Consider the following 15,782-nt stretch of genomic DNA (forward strand, 5'->3'; position numbering starts at 1 on the left):
CGACTCACCCCGCCTTACGCACCAGGGCCCGGTGGGCCTGCTCGACCTCCGCGGCGACGTTCTCCTCGTTCACGGTGATCACTCTCCCACGCTCGACGACGGCCCGCCCGTTCACCAGAAGCAACTCCAGCGGCGGTGTGACTCCGAGCACGAGCGCCGCCACCGGGTCGGTGATGCCGGAATGTGCGAGGGTGTCGACCCGCCACAGTGCGAGATCGGCCAGTTTGCCGGGCTCGAGGGAGCCGAGTTCGTCCTCCCTGCCGAGGACCCGGGCCCCGCCGCGGGTGGCGAGTTCGAGGGCGGTGCGCACCGTCATCTCGCCCGGGCCGCCGCGGGCCCGGGCGAACAGCACGGCGTGCCGGGCCTCCTCGAGCATGTTGCACGCCTCGTTGCTGGCGGCGCCGTCGACTCCGAGCCCCAGCGGAACCCCCGCTGCGTGGAGATCCTTGGCGCGGGCGATCCCGGCGCCGAGGCGGGCATTGGACGTGGGGCAGTGGGCCGCCCCGGTTCCGGTGCCTGCCATCGCCGCGATCGCGACGTCGTCCAGGTGGACGGCATGCGCGTACCAGACGTCGGGGCCCACCCAGCCGAGTTGCTCCATGTACTGCACCGGGGTGCAGCCGAACCGCTCGTGGCAGAAGTCCTGCTCGTCAAGGGTTTCCGCGAGATGGGTGTGCAGCCGCACGCCTGCCGAACGGGCCAGGGCCGCGGCCTCGGTCAGGAGGTCGCCGGTGACGGAGAACGGCGAGCAGGGGGCCACCGCGATCCTCAGCATCGAGTCGGGAGCCGGGTCGTGCCAGCGGTCGATGACGTCCTGGGTGCCCTTCAGAACGTCCTCGAGACGCTCCACCACCGAATCCGGTGGCAGCCCGCCCTGACTGTGGCCGAGGTCCATCGACCCTCGGCTGGGGTGGAATCGGAGCCCGACGGTCTGCGCGGCCTCGATCTCGGCGCCGAACACGTCGCCGCCGTCGCGTGGCACGACGTAGTGGTGGTCCGTAGTGGTCGTGCACCCGTGCTTCGCCAGCCAGGCGAGACCGCCGGTGGCGGCGGTCCGGACGGCGTCGGCGTCGATGCCCGCCCAGATCGGGTAGAGGGTGGTCAGCCAGCCGAACAGGGTGTCGTCGGCGGCGAGCCCGCGGGTGATCCACTGGTACAGGTGATGGTGCGTGTTCACCAGCCCGGGAGTGAGCAGGCAACCCCGTCCGTCGACCACCCGCGCACCGTCGATCACGGGCGCGCGGCCGGCACCGACGTCGACGATGCGGTTGCCCCGCACGACGACGTACCCGTCCGGGTACTCGGTGCCCGCCGCGTCGACAGTGGCGACGTACGCGCCGGAGACGACGACGGTACCCGGGCCGGCGTTCATCAGCTGAGCCAGCCCGCGTACGCCGACCAGGCGGGTCCGGCGTCCGGAGCGTCGGACCGCTGCACCGTCGCCTGGATCAGGCCGTAGGGGCGGTCGGCGGCGTGGAATACCTCGTTGTCGTTCTCCACACCGAAGCGGGCGAGGTCGTGGGCGAAGTGGTGCTTGTTCGGCGCGGACAGGCGCACTTCCGCGAGCACGGGGTAGCGTTCGAGGATCGCCTTGCCGATCTCGTACAGCGTCTGCTGGAGTGCGAGCGAGTGTACGGTGGCGAACGTCGCGACGATCCGCTCCTTGATGCCGGCGTAGACACCGTTCCAGTCCACGTCGGTGGTGACGAACCGCCATTGCACGACAAGCGAAGTCGCCATCACGCGGTCGTGGGTCTCCTCGAGGATCGTGTACTCGTCCTTCAGGAATCCGAAGAACTCGCTGCCCGTGGACTTGAGGATCACCAGATCCTTCAGCCCGCCGACCACCCACGTGCCGTCGCCGTCGACGGTGATCGCCGCGGTGCGCACCTCCTCACCCTTGCGCACCCAGGTGTGGTCGTGCTCCGCTCCGTCGACCACCGCGCGCTGCCAGGCGTATTCCTCGATCTCGATGCGGGCGCCCTCGACCGGGGCCACGTCGTCCACGAAGTGCCGTGCCAGCGTGAGCCCGTACTCCTCGATGGAGTCGAGTCCCTTCTCCTTCGCGTAGGAGAACGCCGTCTGCTTCTGGGTGTCGGTGGGCAGCACCGAACTCTGGTCGCCGGCGAGATGCGCCGCCGAGAAGTCGCCGCGCAGGCAGGTCGACACGCTCACGTCCCGGATCTCGTGCCGGGGGGTGTCGCGGTAGATCCGCACGATGCGGTTCTCGGCTTTGCCGTACTGGTGGTCGCCCAGGACGATGGCGCCGGTGAGGTCGGTCATTCTTCAGCTCCCGCGGTAGGTGGAATAGGCATAGGGGGACAACAGCAACGGGACGTGGTAACCGCGCTGCGGGTCGTCGAGGACGAACGTGACGGAGACCTCCGGGTAGAACGTCTCCTGGCCGCGGGCGGCGAAGTACTCGCCGGTCTCGAAGACCAGCGAATAGGTGGCCGCGATCAGACCCTCGGGAGCGATCTCGGCTATGCGGCCGTCCGCATCGGTCGACGCGCTCGCGATGACGTCGCGTTCAGGTGACAGCAGGTGAACGAACATCCCGGCCGCGGGTGTGCCGTCGGTGGCGTCGAGCACATGGGTGCTGAGGATCTTGGACATCAGTGTTCGGTGTCTCCGATCTCGCCGAGAAGGCGTTCGAGGCGTATCCGGTTGATGGCGGCCAGTTCGGTCCGCAGGATCTTGCGCTCCGTCGCGCTGTCGTTGCCGAGGCGGTCGCGCAGCACGTCGAGCAGTTCCTGCGCCGACCGGCCGGACGCGCACACCAGGTAGACGTGCCCGAACTTCTGCTCGTACTCCTCGTTCCCGGCCCGCAGGCGCGCGCGGACCACGTCGTCGGCGGAGGCGACCGCCGATTGTTCGCGAGCGGAGGACGGGTTGTCGGCCCGGTCGCCGATCCTCGGGTGGCCGGCCAGGGCCGCGTCGATCTCGGACTCCGTCAGGTCGCCGAGAACGTTGTCGGCGGCGGTGTACAGCGCGTCGGCGGACGGAAACGGGCGGCCCGCGGCGACCCGCTCCGCCCACACCGCCGACGAGCAGCACTGCACGAGCAGATCGGCGGCCCGCGCGTCGCTCAGTGCGTTGAACGCGATCAGGCCGGGCGGTTCGGTCATGAGGGCTCCTCGCTCGTGCGCCTTTTCGGTACCTCTGGCTACCACTATGGCGCACCGGTGGCGGTCAATTCGGCGATAAGCCCCGCTTCGTCGACCCTGGTGCTGTGCCCGTCCCGGATCAGTACTTCGCCGTCGACCAGGACGGTGTCGACGATCTGCCGGCTCCCGGTGGTCAACAGCGTCGCGCCCGGATCGCGGACCGGCAGGCAACCGAAGTCGCGCTCGAAGCGGATCACGGTCAGGTCGGCTGGGCCACCGACGGAAACACCGTCCGGGCGGGACGCGAAACCGAGATTCCCGTTCGCGCCGTCCGTCGCGAGGTCCATCATGGCGTCGAATCCGAACAGGTCGGCCGTCTTGCGGTGGGCCCGCTGCACGTAGGCGCCCATGCGCAGCGTTTCGAGCATGTCCTGGGTGTCGTTGCTGGCGGCGCCGTCGACGCCGAGCCCGACCGCGATCCCCGCCTCGAGCATCTCCGGGACGGGGGCGACACCGCTTCCGAGTCGCATGTTGCTCATCGGGTTGTACGAGACGGCCACACCGCAGCGGGCCAGCACCTCGCGCCCGTGGGCGTCGAGTTCGCAGCAGTGCACGGCGAGCAACCGGTCCCACAGGAACCCGTTCGTGTCGAGATAGTCGACCGCGCCTGCGCCGGCATGCTCACGGCACATCACGTCGTCGGTGGGCGTCTCCAGCAGGTGGATCGACACGGTCATGTCGAGTTCGCCGGCGAACTGCCGCACCGCTGCCATCCCCTCCGGCGTCAGCGATCGGGGATTCGGGACGGCCAGACCGACCGTGACGCGTGTGCCGTCGGCCTGCTTGACCAGCTGGTCGGTGTGCTCGAGCACCCCGGCCAGCGGCTGCAGGAGGCGCGGGTCGACGCCCCACTTGCGCGTTGCGTCCGCCCGGTCCGCGACTCCGCGACCGAGGAGCGCCCGCACCCCGGTGTGCTCCAGGGCGCGCAGCACCGCGTCGTGCACGTCCGGAGACGGATGCGGCCACATGTGCTCGACCAGCGCCGTGGTGCCGCTGCGCAGGGCGTCGAGACTTGCGGCGACCGCGGCCAGATACGCCCGCTCGGGGGTGATGACCGCGGACGCCTCACCCACGGTCAGCAGCCAGCTGAGCAGCGGCTGCCCCTCGCCGATGCCGCGCATCAACGACTGCTGCAGGTGGGTGTGGGTGTTGACGAATCCGGGGATCAGGTAGGCACCCGACCCGTCGACGGCCGTGGCCCCCGACGGCGCCGGAGCGGTCGGGCGGATCTCGGTGATCAGACCGTCGGCGATCAGGACGTCGCGGTGCGGCAGCCAGCTGCCGTTCGAGTAGACGGTGACATCGGAAATCAGATCGGCATGCATCCGCATCCTCCATGGGTTCTCGGGAGTGCGGCTGGTTCGCGCCCGCCGGACACGGGTTCGCCCGTTGCTCGTTTCAGCCATGGGCAACGTGTTCCGAAATATAGGAGGCTCGTGTGTCCATCAGATTTCCTGTGCGGAAACAGTTCTCGGACCGACCGAGGCGCAGAAGTCGACGAGTGCCGTGAGAAGGGCCGCGCGCGCCGACAGCTGCGGGGCGTGATCGCTGTCCAGCGTCACCACCTGCGCGCCCGGCACCCGGGCCTGCATCGCACGCTGCGTCACGAGCGGCACCGAACGGTCGAGCGTCGCCTCCACGTACAGGCGGGGGACGGAGCCGAACCGCTCCGGCGTCCACGCCGGGGCCATCAGACGTGCAGTCTCGAGTTGCGGCAGCAGCTTTCGCGCAGCAGCAATTGCAGCACCGGCCGACGACTCGTGAAAGAACACGGCGGCCGCCGCTTCCGGCGGCACGACGGTTCCGGACCCGTCGGGGGTGGACTCCAGCCAGGCCGAGATCCCGACCGGTTCCGGTAGACCCAGGTCTCCGCAGAGGTCGCCGAAAGTGCTTCCCGAGGGCAGCATCATTCCGGCGACGTACGCCATACCCGAGATCCGGTGCGGAAGGCGTTCGGCCACCTGGGTGGCCACGATGCCGCCTCCGGAGTGGCCGACCACGAACACGGGCCCGTCCAGCGAATCGATATGTGCGACCACCACATCCGCGACGTCGTCCAGATCGGTTCGCGCGCCGTCCGGCCAGCTCCCCACGCCGGGAAGATCGAGCGGGTGCGGCTCGTACCCGCTGTTGCGCAACGGCTCCAGAAGTGTGTCCCACACCCAGCTGCCCGCCCACGCGCCGTGAATCAATACGACGTGCCCACGATTCACCGGGCGGCCGCCCGTTCCGCGGCGGCGAGGACCCGCTCGGTCTCCCGCCCCGCGGCGGTGTTCTTCTTGCCGTGACGGGAACCCGCCAGTTTCGCCTTGATGTGCTCACGGACCGTCACCGGCGCGTACCCGTCGTCGGAGTGTTCGCACAGTCCCGGCAGGGTCGCGATCACCGCGTCGACGTTGCCGTCGTGGAAGAACGCCGCCGATCGGCGGCGCTTGATCGTTCCGTCGACGACGGGCGGAGTCACCCGGTGCAGCGTCGACATCCACCGGTCGTTCGTGAGCCGGGCGGTGAGGTCGCCGAGGTTGACGAGCAGTGCGCCCTCCGCGGGACTCACATCGTGCCAGCGCTCGTCGCGCCCGAGAACCTGCAGGCCGGCCACCCGGTCGGCCCACAGCACCGTGACCAGTCCGAAGTCGGTGTGCTCACCCATGCCGGTCAGCTCGCCGTCCAGGGTGACACTGCCTTCCGGCAGCGCGTAGTTGTTCATGCGGAGGACGTCGATGGAATGGTCGGTCAGGGCGGTGAAGAAACCCGGATCGAGCCCGAGGGCGTCGGCGAAGATCCGCGTCAGGGTGTGGGCGACGCGCTCGCCGTGCGCGTAGTACTCCTGGACGGAGTCGGTGAACGAGGGCACCTCGGGCCACACGTTCAGTCCGTAGTCGGCCTCGGAAAGGTTCAGGTCCGGGAACGACCGGGCCTCCGTCCCGACGTTGTAGGCCTCGAAGAAGTCGTTCATCCGGGTGGCCGATTCGACGCCCAGGCTCAGGCTGAGCGACTCGCTCTTCGGCGGGCTGTACCCGCGGTTCGCGCCCTCCACGCGATACGTCTTCTTCGTCTCCAGGGGCAGCGCGAAGAAGTCGTCGACGGCGCCGGCGAGTCCCTCGATCACCGGTTCGGGGATGCCGTGACCGAGGATCTGGATGAATCCGACGGTGGCGCAGGCGGAGTCGATCTCGCGCGCCACCCGGGCGCGTTCCGAGTCGGACCCGCCGGTCACGTACGGGGAGATGTCGATGACGGGGACGTCGAACGGCTCAGGCACGGGCGGCAACATGCGGCTCCTCGGAGGTCGGGGAAACGGGGTCGGCTGCGATGACGGGTGCGGAGGCGGCGCGGGCCGCGGCGCCGATCCGGGTGTGATTGAACAGCAGGTTCAGGGAGAACGCGGAGATCGCGGCGAGTGTGATGCCGCTGCCGAGCAGGATCTGGGCGGACGAGTTGAAATGCTCGAACATGCCCTCGGCGAACTCGGGGAGCAGGCCGATGCCCACCGACACCGCGACGATGGTGGTGTTGATCCGGTCGCTGAGATCCACCTTGCGGAGCGTGTTCATCCCCACCACGGCGACCGTCGAGAACAGGATGATGCCGACACCGCCGACGACCGGGGCGGGCAGGGCCGCGACGACGGTGCCCATCTTCGGGACGAGTCCGAGGACGATCAGGATGGCACCGCTGGTAGCCGTCACGTACCGGCTGTGGATGCGGGTGGTGGCGACGGCTCCGACGTTCTGCGTGAAGATCGTGTCGACGAATGCGTTGAAGATGCCGCCGAGTACGCCGGACAGCGCATCGCCGACGAGTCCGCGAGCCACGTCGCCCTTGGTCAGCGGCTTGCCGGTGATCTCGCCGAGGGCCAGCATGCTCGCCGTCGACTCCGCGAACACCACGGCCATCACGATGCTCATCGCCACCACTGCCGTGATCGGGAACTCCGGTGCCCCGAAGTGGAACGGCGCGGTGATGCCGAACCAGGGGCTGCCGGAGACGCCGCCCAGGTCGATCAGGCCCATCGGAATTGCGACGAGCGTGCCGGTCACGAGGGCGAGGAGCACGCCGAGCTGGGTCCAGATCCCGCGGCCGAGGCACAGGAATGCGATCGCGACGAGCACGACGACCCCGGCGAGCATGATGTTGCCGGGATCCGCGAAAGTGGCTGCCGTCGGATCGTTTCCGACGACGAGACCGGCGGCGACGCCGATCAGGGAGATGCCGACGACGGTGAGGACGACGCCGGTGACCAGCGGTGGGAAGAACCGGATCAGCCGCGCGAAGGGTACGGCGAGGGCGAGTCCGACGACGCCGCCTGCGAGCATCGAGCCGTACACCGCCTGCAGCCCGTATTCCTTGGCGATGAGGATCATCGGAGTCAGCCCGGCGAACGTCGCGCCACAGACGATCGGCAGCCGTGCGCCCGCAAGCTTCCCCACCCCGAGGCTCTGGATGATCGTGATGATCCCGGCGATCAGAAGGTCGGCGCTGATCAGTAACGCGACGGTGGACTTGTCGAGTCCTACTGCGGCCCCGAAGACCAGCGGAACGGTGATGCAGCCGGTGTACATGATGAGCACGTGCTGCAGACCGAAGGCCGCCTGCCGCACCAAGGGCAGGCGCTGGTCGACTGCGTGGAAGGACATGGGTCGATCTCCGTCCGAGTGAAGGGAGCGTTCGAGTTCACGTTCTATTGAGCACGCCAATCTTTACTAAGCAGGGTCAATTTCGTTTCGTCCGTGTTATCAGTCGCGGATTCCGCGAAACACGGTGCTAGCGTTCGCCTCATGGACGAGGATCAACACCTGCTGGCCGTCGCCATCGGCACCGCGATCAGATCGGCCCGGCATGACGCGGGGCTGACGCTGCGCGACGTGGCGGCCAAAACGGGACTGTCGCAGCCGTTCCTGAGTCAGGCCGAGAACGGCCACTCGGTGCCGAGCGTCATGAATCTGCACCGGGTGGCCCAGGTACTGGGAACCACGGCGCACGCCCTGCTCGAACAAGGTGCGCGCACGCCGACGAGTCTGGTGCGCAGCCGCGAGGGCAGACGCTTCGCACTGTCGGACGGAGCCGTGCTCCGGTTCTGTTCCACGGGGGTGCGCGCGATGGAACCGAACGAGGTGACGGCGCAACCGGGTTCGCAGGCCGGCGAGCACACCGAACACGCCGGCGAGGAGTTCATCTACGTCATCGACGGCAGCGTCCGGGTGGAAGTCGGCGTCGAGGAGAGTTACGTGCTCGACAAGGGAGACACTCTGTACTACCCGGCCACCGTGCCGCACCGGTGGTTCAACGACGCCGCGGAACCGGCGAGGTTCCTCATCACGAGCACCCCGCCGTCCTTCTGACCGTCAGCGGCCGAAACCCTCGAGCAGTCCGGTGTACTTCTTGGGCAGGGGAGCCGCGAATTCTCCGCGCGCGCCGGTCCGCAATCCGAGCGTCACGAGGGACTGCACCATGAGGGTGGCCGCCGCCACGCCGTCGACCACCGGCACCCCCAGCTCCGCCGAGATGACGGCGCACAGGTCCGCCATGCCCGCGCACCCCAGCACGATCGCGTCCGAACCGTCCCGGTCGAGGGCGAAGCGGCAGGCCTCGGTGATCACCTTCACCGCATCCGGATCGCGGTCGAGGTCGAGGACGGCGATCTCGCACGCGTGCACACCGAGGCAGAAGCGTTGCATCCCATACCGTTCGGCCAGTTCCCAGGCCCGGCCCCGGGTTCGTCCCAGCGTCGTGACGACGCTGAACCCGCGGCCGAGGAAACTCGCGGCGTGCATGGCCGCCTCGGCGATCCCGAGGACGGGCCCGGAGGCCAGTTCACGGGCCGCGTCGAGGCCGGGGTCGCCGAAGCAGGCGATCACGTACCCGTCCACCCCGGCCGCCTCACCACGTGCGATCTCCTCGAGAAGGCCGGGGACGCTGAGTGCTTCGTCGTAATGACTCTCGATCGAAGCCGGACCCATCTGGGGGCTCACCGCCTCGACGAGCGTCCCAGGCCCCGCGACGGAGCGCGCGCAGTCGCCGATCTTGTCGGTCATCGACTGGGTGGTGTTGGGATTGATGATCTTGATGTGCACGTTCGTCGACCTACGCTTCGATCGGGGCCGTGCGATTCGCACGACGGGCACCGGCGGACAACCCGAGGTAGCAGACGAATCCGACACCCATGCCGAGGAACCACGAGTACTGGGCCGCACCCGCCATGCCCCACACGTCGAGTCCGAACGGCTGGGCTTTGAGGATCACGGGAATCATCGCGACCAGAGCTCCGACGACGGTGGAGATGATCGCAGCCGGGTTGTAACCCTTCTTGTACCAGTATGTTCCGCTCTCGGACATGGTGAACATGTCGTCCAGGATCACCCGCTGCCTGCGCACCAGGTAGTAGTCCGCGATGAGGATTCCGAACAGCGGTCCGATGAACGCTCCCAGCGTCTCGAGCGTGTAGTGGATCACCTCGGGGTTGTTGTACAGGTTCCACGGTGTGATCAGGACGGATCCGACGGCGGCGATCATTCCGCCCGTACGCCAGCTGATGCGCTGCGGGCTGACGTGCGAGAAGTCGAAGGCAGGAGAGACGAAGTTGGCGACGATGTTGATACCGATGGTGGCGACGATGAAGGTGAGGAGGCCGAGGACGACGGCGAACAGGTTGTCCATCTGCGCGACCGTCTCGACGGGATCGGTGATCAGGCGGCCGTACACGGGCAGGGTCGCGGAGGCGGTGACGACGGTGAGGATCGAGAAGAACAGGAAGTTCACCGGGAGACCGAGGAAGTTGCCGCGCTTGACCGCGCCGAACGTCTTGCCGTATCGGGAGAAGTCGCCGAAGTTGAGCATCGGGCCCGAGAAGTACGACACGACAAGGGCGATCGCGCCCAGCACCACGGGCACAGCGGACCAGCCGGTGTAGTTGACCTCGCCGAGGTTCAGGCTGATGTTCGACCATCCGGCCTCACTGATCAGGTAGATCGCGAGCATCAGCATCACGACGTAGACCGCGGGACCGCAGAAGTCGATGAACTTGCGGATGCTCTCCATGCCGCGCCAGAAGACCAGCGCCTGCAGCACCCACATCGTCATGAACCCGGCCCAGCCGAGCGCCGACAGTCCGAGGAATCCGTGCTCGTGCACGTCCGCCCAGGGCGCCAGACCCGGCCAGATCTTCAGGCCGAGGATCACGAACGCATGCGACGCCAGGTACGTCTGGATTCCGTACCAGGCCACCGCGATGAGTCCACGGATGATGGCAGGCACGTTGGCGCCCAGAACACCGAAGGCGCTGCGGCACATGACCGGGTAGGGGACACCGGTGACCTGGCTGGGCTTGGCCACCAGGTTCGCGAACACGTTGACGATCGCGATGCCGACCACCAGGGCGACGAGGACCTGCCAGCTGGTCAGCCCGAGCGCGAACAGGCTGCCCGCGGTGACGTAGCCGCCGACGCTGTGCACGTCGGACATCCAGAACGCGAAGATGTTGTACGAAGACCACGACTGCGTCTTCAGCGGCGCGAGATCGTCGTTGGTGAGTCTCGGGTGATAGCCGGGCTTGATCAGCCCGGCGCCGGCCAGGTGTGCACCGGGGACGGTTTCCCCCTCGTTGGAGGGCGCTGTCTGAGTCATCGTTTTGCTCCCTGGTGCAGTACGGACACGACTGCGTCGACGTAAGGGGTGCCTCGGTGAAAAGCACACCACCGAAGTGCTGGGAGCAAAAGTAGTTTTCGGATATTTCCTGCCTGTGACGGCGAAGATATATTCTCGCCGGGCGCCGGTGTGAGCTGAGAATATATCTTGCTGGTCGGCTTACCCGGGCGTGTCCCGGAAGATTCCGGTGTCCGTGGGGAGAGCGGCGATCACCGTGTCGAGTTGTTCGTTGTGCCGGTCGGTGGCCGCCTTCAACGCCGCGGCGTCGCGGGCGAGGAACGCCGCGAGCATGTCCCGGTGCCCGAGATGGAGTTGCAGCCGCGCCGGCGTTCCCACCTGCGACATCGGCTGCACCGGCTCGGTGATGTTCCACGCCGATTCGAACATGTGCAGCAGTCGCTGCATCCGGCAGGGCGACGCCAGGGCCAGGTGGAAGTTGCGGCTCTCCCGGTGGTACGCGGTCAGGTCGTCCTCGAGAACCGAGCGGTCGAGTGCCGCGTACGCCTGCCTGGCCCGGGTGTCGTCGGCGTCGTCGGCGAGGGTGATCGCCACGGAGTGCGCCGCCGACTCGAGGACGCCCCGCACCAGGTAGAGCTCCTCGAGTTCGTCGACGGTCAGCCGGGCGACCGTGTACCCGGCGTTGGCCCGGTGGTCGACGAGACCCTCGCCGATCAGCGTCTTCAGCGACTCCCGGATCGGGATACGGCTGACGCCGAAGTGCTCGGCCACCTCGTCCACCGGGATCGGGGTGCCGGGTGGGGCGCCGCCGCTGAGGATCACCCGGCGCAACTCCTCCAGGATCACGGTCTGAGAGCTGCCGGGATCGCGGTTGGCCAGATTCGTGACCAGCATCGACGGTCGTCGCGGGGGCATGGGTCCGTCCTCAGGCGGGGTGTACGTCGCGCCAGTGGCGGGCGATCTCGATGCGCCGGGCGACCCAGACGTCGTCGTGGGACTGCACGTGATCGAGGAAACGCTCCAGCGCCGCGGTGCGGGCGGGCCTGCCGACGATGCGGCAGTGCAGGCCCACGGACAGCATCTTCGGCGCCCCGGCCGTTCCCTCCGCGTACAGGACGTCGAAGGCGTCCCGCAGGTGCGCGAAGAACTGCTCGCCGCTCGGGAAACCGCCGGGCGACGCGAACCGCATGTCGTTGGTGTCGAGGGTGTACGGCACCACCAGGTGGTCGACGAGGCCCTTCCCGGGGGCATCGACCTTCACCCAGTACGGGAGGTCGTCGGCGTACGAATCGGAGTCGTACTCGAAGCCGCCGTGCTCGACGACCAGCTGCCGGGTGAGCGGGGAGTCGCGGCCGGTGTACCAGCCCAGCGGTGCCTCGCCGGTGAGGTCGCGCAGTATCTCCACCGCCTCGGCCAGGTCCTTGCGCTCGGCGTCCTCGTCGGAGAGCTGGTACGACTTCCACCACAGACCGTGGCAGGCGATCTCGTGTCCGAGTTCGCGAAAGGCACTGACGGCCTCGGGGTTCCGCTGCATCGCCTTCGCCACCGCGAAGATCGTGAGCGGGAGTCCTCGTCGCTCGAATGCCCGGAGCACGCGCCACAGTCCGGCGCGGGATCCGTATTCGTAGATCGATTCCATGCTCATGTGCCGGTTCGGGAACGGCTGGGCCCCGACCATCTCGGACAGGAACGTTTCCGACGCCTCGTCGCCGTGGAGCACGTTGTTCTCGGCGCCCTCCTCGTAGTTGAGGACGAACTGGACGGCGATCTTCGCGCCGCCCGGCCACTGCGGATCGGGCGGGTGCTGGCCGTATCCGACCAGGTCGCGTGGGTAGCTGGAGTCGAAACCGTGGGTCATGATGCCAAGCCTGCCCGACCGGCCTCGGTCACGGAACCCCACAGGCGCAACCGCGCCGTGCCGCTGTCCGGGACGATCTTCCCGCCGAGTGTGCGTCCGGCCAGGTCCGGCAGACTCCGGAAGCCGGGCGGGGTCAAGGTGTTCGGGCTCACGGGTGCGGCTACCTCCTGATCGGGCGTGGGGCAAGTGTAGGGCGTCGAAGTGGTGTTGCGGGCGGTCCTCGTGCGCGGCGAGGTGCTCAGCTCCCCGGAATCACCGCCCGGGTGAGGAGGTCGCGCAGGGTGTCCACCGTGCATCCCGGGGCCTGCGCGCGGACGGCGTCCTCGTCGAACGCGCCGCACGCCAGTCCCCGCAGGATCACCGTCGCGAGGGCCTGTGCGGTCGCCGGTTCGTCCATCACCCCGCCACCCTGGCGGTCGAGGTACGCCTGCACGCGGGTGGCCGCGGCGGGCAGCGCGGCGCGGTAGAAGTCGAACGTCGCGAGCCAGCGGGTGATCAGGTGCCCGGGATGCATGTCCCATCCCTGGTAGTACCCGCGTTCGAGCGAGCGGGTGACGAGCCGGTAGTGCCGGGCCAGCGCGGCGTGGATCTCCTCGTCGCTGCCCTGCGGGATGACCTGGGTGGATCCGTCGCACACCCACACCCCGGTCTGGGCCGCCGCCACCAGCATCACGGACTTGGCGTGGTCGGCCACCGGGTGCTCGAGCGACTGGAACCGGGACGCGATTCCGCAGGCCGCGCTGTAGTCGTAAGTGCCGTAGTGCAATCCGGTGCAGCGTCCGTCGGCGAGGTGGATGGCCTTCGCGACGGTCACGGTGCCGTCGGGTCCGAGCACGGCCTGCGGGCTCTCGATCTGCAACTCGAAGTGCAGCGACCTGTCGGGGAGCCCGTACGCGCGCTCGAGTTCCTCGCACAACGCGACGACGGCGGTGACCTGCTGGGCCGCACGCAGTTTCGGCACCGTGAACACGAAGCCGTCGGGAACCCCACCCGCGCCTTCGAGGACGAGTTCGAGCGTCCGGATCCCGCGGCGGCGCTCGTGCGGGGCCAGACCCTTCGCGCGGATGCCCAGCGACCGCGGGCCGGACGGGTCGGACGAGAGCAGTCGCAGCGTGCGCCCCGCCTCCAGTGCGGCCGCGTCCTCGACGTCGTCGCTCCGCCAGCCGTAGCCGTCCTCGAAATCGATCCGCAGATCCATGACCGGACGGTGCTCGAGCATCGCGCGGACGTCGGGAAGCGCACCGGTCGTTCCGATTTCGGACAGCGCATTCGTGTGCCTGTCCAGCAGTTCGACAGCCTGCTCGCCCCACACCCTCGGGGTGTCCGGTCCGGCGTCCGCCGCACTCACATAGACGGTGTGGACGGGCTGCGGTTGCTGCCGATCACCCGGAAAGGCGTCCGCGAGGTCGGTGTCGACGGGGTCGAGGAGTGCGTCGACGCGGTCGAAACCGCTGTCGGGGAGACGGCTGAGGTACTGGGGGTTCACGCCACGATCTTGGCAGAAATGCGGGATTCTCGTCGTACACACCGCGCCGGGTGACCTTCGTTCAGGCCGTCACACCGCGCAGATACGACTCGACGGCGCGGGCCAGCTGCCGCACGCTGCGTTCGGTGCCGGGCTCGATGCCGTCGAGTGACCTGGCTCCTGCGAAACGGTCGAAGACCAGGCCTTCGACGACGCTGACGAAGTCCGCGCCCGCGTTCTCGGGGTCGGTGACGCCGAGGGCGTCGAACAATTCGGTGGCGCGGGCACGGGAGAACAGGCACGTCGCGAGGAGTGCGTGCAGTTCGGCATCGCCGGACAGTTCGACGGTCAGAGCGTGCCGCGCGACGACGTCGTCGTGGCGGGTGTGCAGCAGCCGGTCCAGCGACCGGGCCACGCCCTCGGCGAGGGATGCGAGGTCGAGCGGCGGGGCCGCCGTGGTCTCGAATTCCTGCCGCGAGCGTTCGGCGAGCCGGCGGACGGCGGATTCGATCAGGGCACGCCGGGTGCGGAAGTAGTAGGACGTGGACCCGCCCGGAAGATCCAGGGCGCGGTCGACGGCCCGATGCGTCAGCGCCCGCATGCCCTCGCGCGCGATGATCGCGATGGCCGCGTCGGCTATCTGCTCACGCCGCTCGGGCACGGTGTCTTCCTCCTCACATCGGCTTGTCGCCCGAGACTCTACATTCGTAGTGTTTCCTCTGTGGATGTAGAGGTTCTGTTGGACGACGCGCAGCGCGCGGCCGCGGCCGTCCTGCACGAGACCGCCGAGGGCCTGGAGCAGGGGAGGCCCGGAGTTCGCGGCGTGTACCTGTGGGGGCCCGTCGGACGTGGCAAGACGTGGTTGATGGACCGCTTCTACGGGTCGGCCGCGGTCCCGAAGCGGCGCGTGCACTTCCACTCGTTCTTCCGCCGACTCCACGCCGACGCGCACGCGCTGGGGTCCATCGACCTCGCGATCGACGCGGCACTCGGGGATGTCCGGCTCCTGTGCTTCGACGAGTTCCACCTGCACGACGTCGGGGACGCGATGCTGGTCGCGCGACTGCTGAAGGTCCTGTTCACCCGCGGAATCACGCTGGTCGCCACGTCGAACTATCCACCGGACGGGCTGTTGCCGAATCCGCTGTTCCATCACCTGTTCGCGCCGGCGATCGCCGTGCTGAAACAGAATCTGACCGTCGTGCGGGTGGCCGGTCCCGTCGACTACCGCACCGTGGCCACGGCGGACGCCGGGTTCGCTTCCGGACGCTTCGTCCGGGTTTCCGAGACCGAGCCCCCGGCCCTGTGCGAGCGCGTCGCTCTGACCGTCGGGACCCGCACGGTGACGGCCGCCGCGGTGCGGGACCGCACGGTCTGGTTCGAGTTCGCGGTGCTGTGCGGCACCCCGACCGCACCCGCCGACTACCTCGAACTGTCGGAGCGGTTCGGGTGCTGGGTGATCACCGGTGTCCCCCGACTGCGGGAGGCAGGCGCGGAGACCGTGCGGCGGTTCGCGAACGTCGTCGACGTGCTGTACGACCGGGGAACCGCGCTGACCCTGGTCGCCGACGCGTCGCGGGACGACGTGTTCGCCGGGCTCGACGGCACGCTCGACTTCGACCGGCTTGTGAGCAGACTGTCGACGCTGAGCCGGTGACCACCGAGGCAGACCCGTACGTGGGTCTGCCTC

Annotated in this window: 17 protein-coding genes; 2 read left to right on the forward strand and 15 right to left on the reverse strand. The window is 68.5% G+C overall.

What is annotated here, in order from left to right; all coding sequences use genetic code 11:
• Positions 1-4 precede the first annotated feature (4 nt).
• The 8 genes from RHA1_RS21970 to RHA1_RS22005 form a co-directional block, all read right to left on the reverse strand.
• Complete coding sequence (locus tag RHA1_RS21970; protein WP_011596894.1) at positions 5-1,372, reverse strand: 8-oxoguanine deaminase; 1,368 nt, start codon at positions 1,370-1,372, stop codon at positions 5-7.
• Positions 1,372-2,283 (reverse strand): factor-independent urate hydroxylase, encoded by a 912-nt coding sequence (gene pucL, locus RHA1_RS21975; protein ID WP_011596895.1) that lies wholly within the window; start codon positions 2,281-2,283, stop codon positions 1,372-1,374. Before pucL ends, RHA1_RS21970 begins: the two co-directional genes overlap by 1 nt.
• A 3-nt stretch (positions 2,284-2,286) precedes the next feature.
• Positions 2,287-2,616 (reverse strand): hydroxyisourate hydrolase, encoded by a 330-nt coding sequence (gene uraH / locus RHA1_RS21980; protein WP_009477569.1) that lies wholly within the window; start codon positions 2,614-2,616, stop codon positions 2,287-2,289.
• Positions 2,616-3,128, reverse strand: a complete 513-nt coding sequence (gene uraD / locus RHA1_RS21985; protein ID WP_011596896.1) for a 2-oxo-4-hydroxy-4-carboxy-5-ureidoimidazoline decarboxylase — start codon at positions 3,126-3,128, stop codon at positions 2,616-2,618. Before uraD ends, uraH begins: the two co-directional genes overlap by 1 nt.
• Before the next feature lie 44 nt (positions 3,129-3,172).
• A complete protein-coding gene (locus RHA1_RS21990) occupies positions 3,173-4,492 on the reverse strand; it encodes an amidohydrolase family protein (protein WP_011596897.1) in 1,320 nt (439 codons plus the stop codon).
• Between the two features lie 120 nt (positions 4,493-4,612).
• The gene (locus RHA1_RS21995; RefSeq protein ID WP_011596898.1) at positions 4,613-5,380 is read right to left on the reverse strand and encodes an alpha/beta fold hydrolase; all 768 of its coding nucleotides are present in this window, start codon (positions 5,378-5,380) and stop codon (positions 4,613-4,615) included.
• A complete protein-coding gene (locus tag RHA1_RS22000) occupies positions 5,377-6,441 on the reverse strand; it encodes an isopenicillin N synthase family dioxygenase (protein WP_011596899.1) in 1,065 nt (354 codons plus the stop codon). The genes RHA1_RS21995 and RHA1_RS22000 overlap by 4 nt, the downstream gene beginning before the upstream one ends.
• Positions 6,422-7,804, reverse strand: a complete 1,383-nt coding sequence (locus RHA1_RS22005; protein WP_011596900.1) for a uracil-xanthine permease family protein — start codon at positions 7,802-7,804, stop codon at positions 6,422-6,424. Before RHA1_RS22005 ends, RHA1_RS22000 begins: the two co-directional genes overlap by 20 nt.
• Positions 7,805-7,945: 141 nt before the next feature.
• Here RHA1_RS22005 and RHA1_RS22010 point away from each other — a divergent pair, with 141 nt between their 5' ends.
• Positions 7,946-8,509: a helix-turn-helix domain-containing protein gene (locus tag RHA1_RS22010; protein WP_009477576.1), complete on the forward strand. Its 564-nt coding sequence runs from the start codon at positions 7,946-7,948 to the stop codon at positions 8,507-8,509.
• Positions 8,510-8,512: 3 nt separating this feature from the next.
• Here RHA1_RS22010 and RHA1_RS22015 read toward each other — a convergent pair whose 3' ends face one another.
• The 7 genes from RHA1_RS22015 to RHA1_RS22040 all read right to left on the reverse strand — a co-directional run bounded on the left by RHA1_RS22015 (position 8,513) and on the right by RHA1_RS22040 (position 14,753).
• Positions 8,513-9,241, reverse strand: a complete 729-nt coding sequence (locus RHA1_RS22015) for an aspartate/glutamate racemase family protein (protein ID WP_011596901.1) — start codon at positions 9,239-9,241, stop codon at positions 8,513-8,515.
• Positions 9,242-9,251: 10 nt separating this feature from the next.
• Positions 9,252-10,790, reverse strand: a complete 1,539-nt coding sequence (locus RHA1_RS22020; protein WP_011596902.1) for an NCS1 family nucleobase:cation symporter-1 — start codon at positions 10,788-10,790, stop codon at positions 9,252-9,254.
• 180 nt (positions 10,791-10,970) lie between these two features.
• Positions 10,971-11,684 carry a GntR family transcriptional regulator gene (locus tag RHA1_RS22025; protein WP_009477579.1) on the reverse strand — a complete coding sequence of 238 codons (714 nt, stop codon included), beginning with the start codon at positions 11,682-11,684 and terminating at the stop codon, positions 10,971-10,973.
• A 10-nt stretch (positions 11,685-11,694) separates the two neighbouring features.
• Entirely contained in the window at positions 11,695-12,627 is a 933-nt protein-coding gene (gene puuE, locus RHA1_RS22030; protein WP_011596903.1) for an allantoinase PuuE, read from the reverse strand.
• Complete coding sequence (locus RHA1_RS50570; RefSeq protein WP_167540950.1) at positions 12,624-12,779, reverse strand: hypothetical protein; 156 nt, start codon at positions 12,777-12,779, stop codon at positions 12,624-12,626. Before RHA1_RS50570 ends, puuE begins: the two co-directional genes overlap by 4 nt.
• Before the next feature lie 86 nt (positions 12,780-12,865).
• Positions 12,866-14,113 (reverse strand): DUF6986 family protein, encoded by a 1,248-nt coding sequence (locus tag RHA1_RS22035; RefSeq protein ID WP_050787355.1) that lies wholly within the window; start codon positions 14,111-14,113, stop codon positions 12,866-12,868.
• A 61-nt stretch (positions 14,114-14,174) separates the two neighbouring features.
• Positions 14,175-14,753 (reverse strand): TetR/AcrR family transcriptional regulator, encoded by a 579-nt coding sequence (locus tag RHA1_RS22040; protein ID WP_011596905.1) that lies wholly within the window; start codon positions 14,751-14,753, stop codon positions 14,175-14,177.
• Between the two features lie 78 nt (positions 14,754-14,831).
• Here RHA1_RS22040 and zapE point away from each other — a divergent pair, with 78 nt between their 5' ends.
• Positions 14,832-15,749, forward strand: coding sequence for a cell division protein ZapE (zapE, locus tag RHA1_RS22045; RefSeq protein ID WP_009477585.1), 918 nt, complete (start codon positions 14,832-14,834; stop codon positions 15,747-15,749).
• Positions 15,750-15,782 lie beyond the last annotated feature (33 nt).

Origin of the sequence: Rhodococcus jostii RHA1, assembly GCF_000014565.1 — a bacterium.
GTDB lineage: Bacteria > Actinomycetota > Actinomycetes > Mycobacteriales > Mycobacteriaceae > Rhodococcus_F > Rhodococcus_F jostii_A.